General features: G+C 74.7%; 10 protein-coding genes and 1 tRNA gene. 4 read left to right on the plus strand and 7 right to left on the minus strand.

What is annotated here, in order from left to right:
* Positions 1–29: 29 nt before the first annotated feature.
* The gene (locus ACFXOZ_RS37710) at positions 30–962 is read right to left on the minus strand and encodes a hypothetical protein (RefSeq protein WP_380594466.1); all 933 of its coding nucleotides are present in this window, start codon (positions 960–962) and stop codon (positions 30–32) included.
* Positions 963–1,004: 42 nt separating this feature from the next.
* Between ACFXOZ_RS37710 and ACFXOZ_RS37715 the strand changes: the two genes are divergently transcribed.
* The 4 genes from ACFXOZ_RS37715 (at position 1,005) to ACFXOZ_RS37730 (ending at position 3,885) form a co-directional block, all read left to right on the plus strand.
* Positions 1,005–1,640, plus strand: a complete 636-nt coding sequence (locus ACFXOZ_RS37715; RefSeq protein WP_380594468.1) for a GNAT family N-acetyltransferase — start codon at positions 1,005–1,007, stop codon at positions 1,638–1,640.
* A 113-nt stretch (positions 1,641–1,753) separates the two neighbouring features.
* Positions 1,754–2,497 carry a sensor domain-containing protein gene (locus ACFXOZ_RS37720; protein ID WP_380594470.1) on the plus strand — a complete coding sequence of 248 codons (744 nt, stop codon included), beginning with the start codon at positions 1,754–1,756 and terminating at the stop codon, positions 2,495–2,497.
* Positions 2,498–2,640: 143 nt separating this feature from the next.
* Positions 2,641–3,387 (plus strand): hypothetical protein, encoded by a 747-nt coding sequence (locus ACFXOZ_RS37725; RefSeq protein ID WP_380594472.1) that lies wholly within the window; start codon positions 2,641–2,643, stop codon positions 3,385–3,387.
* Positions 3,388–3,423: 36 nt separating this feature from the next.
* Positions 3,424–3,885 (plus strand): GNAT family N-acetyltransferase, encoded by a 462-nt coding sequence (locus ACFXOZ_RS37730; protein ID WP_380530223.1) that lies wholly within the window; start codon positions 3,424–3,426, stop codon positions 3,883–3,885.
* On the opposite strand, the gene ACFXOZ_RS37735 is transcribed toward ACFXOZ_RS37730, so the two are convergent.
* The 6 genes from ACFXOZ_RS37735 to lhgO form a co-directional block, all read right to left on the minus strand.
* The gene (locus ACFXOZ_RS37735) at positions 3,882–5,009 is read right to left on the minus strand and encodes a hypothetical protein (RefSeq protein WP_380594474.1); all 1,128 of its coding nucleotides are present in this window, start codon (positions 5,007–5,009) and stop codon (positions 3,882–3,884) included. The genes ACFXOZ_RS37730 and ACFXOZ_RS37735 overlap by 4 nt on opposite strands.
* 400 nt (positions 5,010–5,409) lie before the next feature.
* Entirely contained in the window at positions 5,410–6,237 is an 828-nt protein-coding gene (locus ACFXOZ_RS37740) for a hypothetical protein (protein WP_380530229.1), read from the minus strand.
* Positions 6,238–6,434: 197 nt separating this feature from the next.
* Positions 6,435–6,508 (minus strand) — tRNA-Met (locus ACFXOZ_RS37745).
* 87 nt (positions 6,509–6,595) lie between these two features.
* Entirely contained in the window at positions 6,596–7,933 is a 1,338-nt protein-coding gene (locus tag ACFXOZ_RS37750) for a PrsW family intramembrane metalloprotease (RefSeq protein ID WP_380530232.1), read from the minus strand.
* 116 nt (positions 7,934–8,049) lie between these two features.
* Positions 8,050–8,880 carry a tRNA (guanosine(46)-N7)-methyltransferase TrmB gene (gene trmB, locus ACFXOZ_RS37755; RefSeq protein WP_380530235.1) on the minus strand — a complete coding sequence of 277 codons (831 nt, stop codon included), beginning with the start codon at positions 8,878–8,880 and terminating at the stop codon, positions 8,050–8,052.
* A gap of 104 nt (positions 8,881–8,984) precedes the next feature.
* The gene (gene lhgO / locus ACFXOZ_RS37760; RefSeq protein WP_380594482.1) at positions 8,985–10,220 is read right to left on the minus strand and encodes an L-2-hydroxyglutarate oxidase; all 1,236 of its coding nucleotides are present in this window, start codon (positions 10,218–10,220) and stop codon (positions 8,985–8,987) included.
* Positions 10,221–10,555 lie beyond the last annotated feature (335 nt).

Below are 10,555 nucleotides of genomic sequence, written 5' to 3' on the forward strand. Positions count from 1 at the left end.
GCGCACGCCCGGGGCCCTGCCACGTCGGCTCACTGCTGCTCCTGCTCCTGAGGCTCCTCCGACCCCTCCGGCTCCTCCTGCTCCTCCTGCTCCTCCGCGGGCAGCTGCGCCAGGTAGGCGTCGATCTCGGCCGCCCCCGGCTCCGGCGCGAGCTCCGGGAACTCCTCCACCAGCAGGCGCGGCAGCCCGGGCACCGTCCATTCGCCGAGCAGGTCGAGCGCCGCCTCGGCCGCCGCCGCCTCGAACTCCTCGAAGCCACCGGTCAGTTCGTCCGGCATCGGGCGCCCCAACGCGTTCAGCTCGGCCAGGTTGCGGTAGCTGCGCCGCATCAGGCCCTGCTCCAGCAGCAGCCGCGCGCCGTCGGTGGCCATGCCGACGGACAGCACCCGGCCCGGCCCCCAGCCCTGCTCGTCCGGTTCGTCCAGCCAGCCGGTCGTGGTCAGCGCCTCGTACCCGGCCAGCCGCTGCTCCTCGTCGAGCGCGGCGAAGCCCGCCAGCCAGTCCCGGACGGCCGCCGGGTCCGTCACGTCCACCCCGTGGGCGTGCAGCAGCACCGCGTACAGCCGGGGCCAGGTCACCAGGTCGGCGCGGTGCAGCAGCCCGGCCGCGACCTCGCCCTGCCACTCGGCCTCGGCGTGCAGCCGCTCCTGGCGCTTGGCGTTGAGCCGCTTCGCGGCCCGCTGGTGGTCGACCAGCAGCCGTACGGCCTCGCCGTAGGCGAGCGGGTCCTGCTCCGGCGCGGGTTGGACGTAGAGGTGGAGCCGCTCGTACAGCAGGTGCTCCACCTCGTCGGAGGTGAGTTCGGGCCAGCCGTCGTGCATCCTGCCCCCGCCCAGCTCCAGCAGCGCCAGCACCGCGCGCAGCGGCGCTTCGGCCACCGGCGCGCGGTCCTGGCCGGCCGCCCAGGCGAGCAGGTCGGCGGCCCTGGTGCGCGGGGCGAGCCGCAGGTCTTCGTCGTTCATGTTCCGAACGGTAGCCGCCGGACGCGGGTAGGGTCGGCAGCCATGGTCCCCGTACGCCTCACCGGCCCCAGACTCGCCCTCCGCGAGTACCGCCACACCCCGGAGGAAGTGGACGCGCTGCACGCGCTGTACGGCGACCCGGAGGTGACCCGCTACCTCCCCTTCGAGCCGCGCGACCGCGAGACCTGCGCCGACCAGATCGAGCTCTACCTGGAGGAGGCGATGGCCGAGGAGCGGGGCGTCTACCGGCTCGCCGTCGTCCGGCGCGAGGACGCCGGGGACGCCGGGGACGCCGGGGACCTGGAGGACGCGCTGCCGGTCGCGCACGCCGCCCTCACCCTCGGCGAGTACCGCTCGGCCCGCCTCGGCTACGTGCTGAGCCGCCCGGTGTGGGGCCGCGGCTACGCGGGCGAGATCGCCGTACTGCTCTGCGAGTTCTCCTTCGGGGCGCTCGGCCTGCACCGGCTGGCCGCCCGGGTCGACGTGGAGAACACGGCCTCGGCCAAGGTGCTCACCCGGCTCGGCTTCCGGCTGGAGGGGCGTGTCCGGCACGACCTGTACAAGGGCGGCGCCTGGCGCGACTCGTACCGCTACTCGCTGCTCGCCGACGAGTGGTCCGGCCCGCCCGCGCCGCGCCCGGGAGCCGGGCAGGGGCGCGAGGCCGGGCAGGGGGGTTAACCCCACCCCCGATCCGCCGGTCGGCCCGATACCCACCGGGCCCCGCCTCGGCCAGACTTGACCACGTCAGCGAGTACGGAAGACCACGACAACGAGGGGCCGGGGACCGGGAGATGAGCAGCAGCGGCAGCACGCTGGGTCAGGGGTGGGACGCCGCGGGCGGTTACGGCGACGACGGGGCCCGTCCGGCCCGGGCCCGCTGCACCGAGGAGCCGCCCGGTTTCTGGCGGGCGCCGTTCTCCGGGCACTACTACCGCGAGGTCGGCTACGCGCTCACCGGGCTGCCGGTCGCGATCGTCGGCTTCGTCGTCGCGATCGTCCTGTTCTGCCTCGGCGTCGGCACCTTCGTCACCGTCCTCGGCCTGCCGGTGCTGGCCGCCCTGACCAGCACCGCCCGGGGCCTCGGCCGGGCCGAGCGGGCCCGGGTGCGCGGGATGCTCGCGCTGGACGTGCCCGGCCCGGCGCCGGTGCAGCAGGTGCGCCCGGGCAGCTGGGGCTCGATCACCGCACGGCTGGCCGACGGGGCGGGCTGGAAGGCCGCGCTGTACCAGCTGGTGATGTTCCCCTGGGCGGTGTTCAGCTTCTGCCTCACGCTGACGTTCCTGCTGCTCGGCTGGGCGATGGCGCTCTACCCGCTCTACCACTGGGTCTTCCCGCGCTACACCTCCTGGCACGGGTACCAGCTGTTCGACTTCACCGACAGCCACCACGTCCGGCACGCCTACTACGTGGAGGGCACCTGGCAGATCGCCGCGTTCTCGGCGATCGGGGTCCTGCTGATCTTCCTCACCGCGCGGCTGGTCCGCGGCCTGACCAACGTCAACCGGGCCGCCACCCGGGGGCTGCTCGGCCGCTGAGGCCCGGCCCGCTCGCTCCCGGCCCGCTCCCTGACGTTCCACCCCCGCCTCTGCCCCGCCCCGCCTCTGTCTTGCCTCCGCCCCGCCCGTGCTCCGGACGCCCTCCTGATGCGGGTGGGGCGGCCCCGTGTTCGGATGGCCGGGTGGCGACCGCCCCCACCCCCGTGCCGGCCCCGGACGTCCTGGTCACCTCCCGTCCGCTGGACGAGTACTGCGCCCTGTTCGGCCTGACCCGCGCCCGGCTCGCCGCCCTGCCCGGCCCGCTGCTGGACTGCCCGGGCGGTACGTCCGGCCTGGCCGCCGAGGCGCGCGAGCTGGGCTGCCGGGTGATCGCCGTCGACCCGGCGTACGCGCTGCCGCCGCCCGAGCTGGCCGCCCGGGCACGGGCCGCCCGGGCGTCGATGGCCGTCGCGATGGCGGCCCGCCCGCAGCTGTACCCCTTGCGCCGCCCCGCCCGCCCGGACCGCTACCTGCGCAGCTGGGACCGCGCCCGTCGGCTGTTCGCCGCCGACTCGGCCGCCCACCCGCAGTGCTACCTGGCCGCCGCGCTGCCCCGGCTGCCCTTCGCGGACGGCGCCTTCGCACTCACCCTGAGCGGCTACCTGATCTTCGCCTACCCCGAACTGTTCGGCCCGGAGCGGCAGCTGGCCGCGCTGGCCGAGCTGGTCCGGGTGACGGCCGCGGACGGGGAGGTACGGGTCCAGCCGCTGAACGACGGTCGCGGCCGCCGCTGCGGCCACCTCGACCGGCTGCGGTACGCGCTCGGCGAGCGCCGGATCGCCAGCGAGGTCCACCGGGTGCCGCACGAAGGCGGCCGCACCAGCGGGGTCCTGGTGCTCCGGGCCGCCCGTGGCCGGCCCCGCAGGCCGGAACCGGCCATACTCCTGTAATGGTCACTAGGCCGGTTGGCCCCTATACTCGCTCGCATGAGCGAGACCACGATCCGGCCCGCCCGGCCCGCCGACGCCGACCGGCTCACCGCGCTGATCCAGGCCTCCGCCGCCTACCGCGGTGCGTACTTCGCGATGATCGACGGCTATGCCGTGCGGCCCGACTACATCGAGCGCCACGAGGTGCGGATGGCCGTGGACCGTACCGACGACCGGCTGCTCGGCTTCTACGGGCTGATCCACGAACCGGCCGAACTGGACCTGATGTTCGTCGCCGACGACGCCCAAGGACTGGGCATCGGACGGGTGTTGATCGCCGACATGCTCGACCGCGCCCGGGCCGCCGGGATCGCGGCGGTCAAGGTCGTCTCGCACCCGCCCGCCGAGGGCTTCTACCTCCAGGTGGGCGCCGTGCGCACCGGCACCCGCCCGCCGCAGCCCAAGACCCCCTGGTCGCAGCCCGAACTGCGCTTCACGGTCCAGGGGTTCACCGGCTAGGGATTCGCCGGCGGGTCGACGGCCACTGCCGCCGACGCCACTGCCGCAGACGCCACCGGCGTCGGCTGCGCGGGGACGAAGGCCGCCGCCTGGAGCCGGGACAGTATCTTCTCCGCCAGCCAACTGCGGTCCGACCCGTACGGAATGCCCTGCGGGTCGACCAACTGCGCCGCCACCGCGTCCCGCAGCCGCTGCGCCTCGGCGCCCGGCAGCCGGGAGAGCAGGCCCCGGGCGGCCAGCAGCGCGTGGTACTGCTCGAACCCCGAGCGGGGGTGCTCGATCGCCTCCAGCACGCTCGGCAGGTCCGCCAGCGAGGGATCGCCCTGCATCAGCGCGAGGGCCTGGATCCGGCGGCCCTCCGAGCCGGCCGCGAACAGGGCCCGCACCTGGTCGGCGGTCAGCGCCGAGCGCGTCGCGGTCGAGCGGACCTCCGCCACCACGCCGTCCGGCCCGGCGGGGGAGTCCGAGGACGGCGGCAACTGGGCGGCCAGCGCGGCGGGTTGCTCCGCGCTGCCACCGAGCAGGCCGAGCTGCTGCATCGCGCGCACCCGCAGGTCGTCGGCGCCCACCTTGTCGCCGTGCCGGTCGCGGTCCTGCCCGGCCAGGAAGAGGTCCAGCGCCTCGTCCGTCTCGGTCAGCACCCGGGGCAGCGCCAGCCTGGTCACCAGCCAGCCGGCCAGGAAGCCGAGCACCAGGAAGTACAGCACCAGCGCCGCCGCGAACGGCACCGCGGCGTCCTCCCCGCCCAGCACGGGCGCCAGCGCCGTACCGAGCTGGTGCAGCCGTTCACCGAGCGAGCCGAGCTGGGTCAGCCCGACGCCCAGCAGCACCTTGGTCAGCCAGTCGGAGACCTGTTCCAGATTGGTGTTGGGCGCGTACGAGCCCTGCGGCTCGCCGGAGCCGCTCTTCACCCGGGGCACCCCGAACAGGAAGCCCAGCGCGCCGCCGAGCACCGTCGAGGCGCCCGCCACCACCAGGCCGCCGCCGAGCGCCTGCCAGGCCTGGGCCCGGCCGAGCGCGAACAGCAGCAGTCCGAGCAGGCCCGTGCCGGTCAGCACCCCGGCGGCCGTCCACTGCGCCGTCCGCAGCGCCGACCCGCCGGCCCGTCGCCGTACCCTCGCCATCGCCCACCCCCTGTGTCCGCGCCGCTGCGCCCCGTCGCCACCGCGGGGCCGCGCCGACTCTAGCGCTGCGGCCCCAGCACGGGAACGACCCGGGGGCGCTGCGGCTACGACGGGCGGCCGGAAACGCAGACGACCCGCAGGCTGCTCCTCGACGCAGGCCCGTGCACTGGCCTGACGCCGAGGCACCGGGGATGTACCGGTGAGCCTGCGGGTCGGGTGACTGCTGTGGATTTCGCCTGCCGGAGGCCAGGGGCCTCATCCTGCGCAGGCAGGGGCGGCTCTAGCGAGCAGCCACCTCACACATCCTGATGGAACTCAACTCAGGATCACCTCCTTTCAGTGTGCCGCCACTGTAGGCAGCCTCCTGTCGGGAGGGCAACGGATTATTCGCGGGCGCCGCTCAGGCGCCCTTCACCTTGTCCTGGAACTTGGTGTAGTCGATCACGTTGTCGGGCGACGGGGCCTGGATGGTGACCGGCTTGTCGTAGTCGGTGAAGTCGACCTGGCCCTTGTCGGAGCCGGTGGTCTTCTCCATCCGCACCGGGTAGAACTTGCCCTCGGTGGCGATGTGGAGCAGCGACTCCTCGCCCTTGTCGTCCTTCTGTCGGAGGCTGAACGTCTTCACCCCGTTGACGGTGCCGGCGCTGCCCTTGGTGGGGGTGCTGGAGCCGTCGTCGAGCATCTGGTTGCTCGCGTCGGTGAGCTTGCAGAAGTCGGTCAGGTCCTTCATCTTCGGGTCGTCCTGGAAGCCGGTCAGGTAGCGGCCCTTGAACACCTCGGCGACCGCGTCGCCCTTCGGCCCGCCGAAGGTCTTCCAGAACTGGGCGTCCGGCTTGAGGAAGTACTGCTTGCCGTCGCTGAGGAGCTCGAAGGAGCCCATCCCGGGCAGCGCCATGCTGCCCTGGCACGCGCCCTTCGAGTCCATGACCATGTTGATGGTCATCTCGCCCTCGTCGCTCGCCATCTTGCCGCTGATCCTGAGCGACGTGGCGCCGGCCAGCGCGTCCTTGGCCTTCTTCTCGATCTCCTGGGCGGTCAGCTTGTCCGTGTCGAGCTTCGCCACGGTCGGAGTCGGAGTCGGCGTGGCGGTCGGAGTCGCGGCCGCCGCGGCGGTGGTGGCCGCGGGCGCCGCGGCCTTGTCCGAGTCCTTGTTGTCGCCACAGGCGGCCGTGCCGGCTCCCAGGAGGAGGCAGATCGCGGCGGTGCTCGCCAGGCGCTTCGACAGCATGAGGTCGTTCCTTATCCAGGGAACGGTCCCGCCGCCCCCCACTTGGATGAAATTTTCCTCAGTATGGGGGAGCGGTCTGACAGCAGATCTTGAAAACGGGGTGCCGTTACCGCTTCGTGGCGGGACCGTGCCCTGAGTGTGGCGGGAAAACGAAAGGGCCCGGAGGACGAATCCTCCGGGCCCTTTCGGCTACTGAGTAGCGGGGACAGGATTTGAACCTGCGACCTCTGGGTTATGAGCCCAGCGAGCTACCGAGCTGCTCCACCCCGCGTCGGTGAACACAACAATACGGGGAAGTCGCCGAGATGGGAAATCGGTTCTGCAGGACGGCCCCAACTCACCCTCCGGCGCTGACGTATCACCCTCCGTGCCGATCCGCGGGCCGCCCTCCGGACCGCCCGCCGTGCCGTGCGGCCCGGGCCCTGGCCCAGAGCGCGAAGCCGACCAGGGCCGCGAAGCAGGGCACCATCAGCACCCCGTAGACCACCAGGAACCCGTCCGTCCCCAGGTCGGCGGCGGCGTTCCAGGTGCCGTGCAGCACGATCGCCAGCAGCAGTCCGGCGGGTGCGGCCAGCCGGGCCAGCCAGCGCCGCCCGGTGGTCAGGGCGACGGCCAGGCCGATCCCGGTGAGCGCGGTGAACAGCGGGTGGGCGAACGGGGAGAGCAGGGCGCGCAGGACGAAGGTCTGCACGGTGCTGTCGAAGTCGCGCAGGCTGGGCGGATCGCCCAGGCCGATGCTGTCCAGCCGGTTGCGCTGGTCGGTGGTGAAGGCCCGGCCCAGGTAGAGGGCGTTCTCGGTGAAGGCGAAGCCGCAGGCCGTCATCCCGCCGAGCACCATCCCGGCGGCCAGGGTGCGCGGCCGGGAGCGGCGGTGCGCGGCGCCCGGGGTGCCCGGGGCGGGCGGGGCCGGGCGCAGGTAGGGCAGGGGCCGCAGGTACGGGCGGAGCCGCAGCCGGCCCCGGGCGTGCGGTCCGGCCGGGCGGCGCTGGTACGGGCGGGGGCGCCGGGGCGCGGGCGCCCGGTGCAGCAGCGGTGCGCAGGGGCGGCCGGAGCGGCGGCCGTGGCAGCGCAGCCGCTGGCCGAGCGGCAGCAGCAGCACCAGCAGGGCGGTGGCCTTGGCGCTCTCCTCGATCACCGGGGTGGCGACGCCGGAGCCGAGCAGCCCGCCGAAGGCGTGGTGGTGGGCGGTCAGGTAGTCGGCGGTCCAGTTGTTGGCGAGGATCGCGATCGTGGTGGCCGCGCAGGCGCCCCAGCCGAGGCAGAACACGGTGTGCCGCAGCGGCACCCGGGCGGTCAGGTTGAGCCAGGCCAGGCCACCGAGCACGAAGGGCAGCGGCACCATCGCCAGGCCCAGTCCCACCAGCAGTCCGACGGTGCCGGTCTGCCGCTGGACCAGGTGCAGGATCAGCACCCCGCAGCAGGCCAGGGTCAGGACGGCGGAGGTGGTGACGGAGGAGAGCGCCAGCGAGCGGACGCGGCCCGGGGGCGCCGTGGTCGGGCCGGCCGGGAGCCGACCGGCGACGAGGGCCGTCGGGGCGGCCGGTGCCGCGCCGCCGGGCCGGGACAGCAGCCGGTCGGCCCGGCGCCTCCGCGGCCCCGGGATGGTCCGGGTGACGCCGGTGCGCGGGACCGTACCCGGTGCGTCGGCGGCGGTGCGGGCGGTCGCCCGGGGCCCGCCGCCGGGCGGGCTGCCCATGCGGCTCAGGGTAGGCCACGGCGGCGGCCGGTCGGGACGACTCGGGACGAACCGTTCGTCCCGGCCGCGACCGGCCGGTCAGCCCGGCGCGGCCCGTTCGAACGGCTGCCGGAGGGTCAGCGGCGGCGGAACAGCAGGTCGTGCACCACGTGGCCCTTGGCGATCCCGGCCCGCTCGAACTTGGTGACCGGCCGCCAGTCCGGTCGGGGCGCGTAGCCGGGGACGCTGCCGTCCGGGTGGTCCGCGGGCTCCAGCCAGCCGGTCCCGTCACCCTCGGGGTGCAGGTTCTCCAGCTCGGGAGAGGCGGACAGCACCGTCAGCATCTGCTCCGCGTACGGCTCCCAGTCGGTCGCGCAGTGCACCAGGGCGCCCGGGGCGAGCCGGGGCAGCACCAGGTCGAGGAAGGACGGCTGGACCAGTCGGCGCTTGTGGTGCTTGGGCTTCGGCCACGGGTCGGCGAAGTAGACCCGCAGGCCGTTCAGCGAGGCGTCCGGCAGCATGTCGCGCAGCAGGATGATCGCGTCCCCGGCGGCCAGCCGGACGTTCCGCGAGCCGTCCCGCTCCAGCATGCCGAGCAGGTTGCCGTGGCCGGGGGTGTGCACGTCGGCGGCCAGGATGCCGGTCGACGGGTCGGCGGCGGCCATCGCGGCGGTGGTCTCGCCCATGCCGAAGCCGATCTCCAGGGTGACCGGCAGACCGTCGAACAGCTCAGCGAGGTCGAGCGGGGTGCCGTCGATCGGGACGCCGTACGTCTCCCAGCTCCGGTCCAGGGCGCCCGCCTGGGCGTTGGTCATCCGGCCCCGGCGCGGCTGGAAGCTGCGGATCCGCCGCTCCCGGTGCTGTTCCTCGGTGGCCTTGTGCGGGTACATCGGCGCGGGGTAGGCGGCCGGCGCCGCGGACAGCCGGGCGGACGGCGATTGCTGGGGGATCGGGGCGGTGGAAGTCACAATCAACCGAGTCTACGGGGCCGCGCGGGGCACCCGGAGGGGTGTGTGACGGGGCTCATCCGGGCCGGGGCCGCGCGCTCCGCCGGGCCGGTACGGCGGCGGGCTCAGCCACCGGCCTCCAGGGCGGCCAGGGCCCGGCGGGCCACCTCGCGGCCGATCGGCAGCGAGGCCGTCGCCGCGGGGGAGGGGGCGTTCAGCACGTGCACCGCCCGGCGCGGGGAGCGCGGGTCCGCCGGGTCGAAGCCGGCGAAGGCGAAGTCGTCCAGCAGCGAGCCGTCCCGGGCCACCGCCTGGGCCCGCACCCCGGCCGTGGCCGGCACCAGGTCGGCGGCGGTCACGGCGGGCAGCAGCCGTCGGACGGCGGCGGTGAACGCCCGCTTGGACAGCGAGCGGTGCAACTCGCCGACCTCGTACCGCCAGTGCCGCCGCAGGATCCGCCAGGTGCCGGGGAAGGCGAGGGTCTCGGCCAGGTCGCCCGGGCGGACGGTCCGCCAGTCGTACCCCTCGCGGGCCAGCGCGGGCACCGCGTTCGGGCCGACGTGGACGTCCCCGTGGATGCCCCGGGTGAGGTGCACCCCGAGGAACGGGAAGGCCGGGTCGGGCACCGGGTACACCAGGCCGCGGACCAAGTTCCGCCGGTGCTCGGCCAGTTCGTAGTACTCCCCGCGGAACGGGACGATCCGCACCCCCGGGTCGTCCCCGGCCAGCCGGGCGATCCGGTCGCTGTGCAGCCCGGCGCAGTTCACCAGCACCCCGCAGCGCAGCTCCCCGCCGGAGGTGCCGACCGTCACCCCGTCCCGGCGCCGGGCCACCGCCCGCACCGCCGTGCCGGGCCGCAGTTCGGCGCCCGCCTCCCGGGCCAGCCGGGCGTAGGCCGTGGCGACCGCCGGGAAGTCGCAGATGCCGGTGGTGCCGACGTGCAGCCCGGCCCGCCCGACCACGGCCGGCTCGTACCGGGCGATCCCGGCCCGGTCCAGCTCGGTGACCGGGATGCCGTTCGCCCGCCCGCGTTCGGTCAGCGCCGCCAACCGGGGCAGTTCGGCGTCCTCGGTTGCCACGATCAGCTTGCCGGTGACCTCGTACGGGAGGCCGTGCTCACGGCAGAACTCGACCATCTCGGCGGCGCCGGCGACCGCGAAGCGGGCCTTGTACGAGCCGGGGCGGTAGTACACGCCGCTGTGGATCACCCCGCTGTTGCGCCCGGTCTGGTGCGCCGCGAAGCCGTTCTCCTTCTCCAGCACCGCCAGCCGCAGCCCGGGCCTGGCCCGGGTCAGGGCGTACGCCGTGGCCAGTCCGACGATCCCGCCGCCGACCACCAGGACATCGAAGTCGTCCGCCACGCTGCGCTCCTCGTCCACCGCCGGGTCGCCGTCGCCGAAGCCGGTACGGGCGGCGTGCGTCGCCCCCGCTCCGGCTTCCGCCGCAGATGCTGCCACGGCTCCGGGCGGGGGTCGAGACCGCGTGACGGGCGGGGCGGACGTCGCGCGGCGGTCGGCCCGTCAAGGCTCCGCTGCGCGGGTACGCGTCCTTCGTCCGTTCGTCGGTTCGTCCTTCGTCGGTTCGTCCTTCGTCCGGCCGGCCCGGGGCATGCCGAGGTGGGCGGGCATTTACGTCCCCCCAACCAGCCCCCCCGGGCAAGCGGCGGTGCCCCCCCTCGCGCCGTGGGGCGGGTGGG

This window comes from Kitasatospora sp. NPDC059160, from assembly GCF_042755465.1.
GTDB lineage: Bacteria > Actinomycetota > Actinomycetes > Streptomycetales > Streptomycetaceae > Kitasatospora.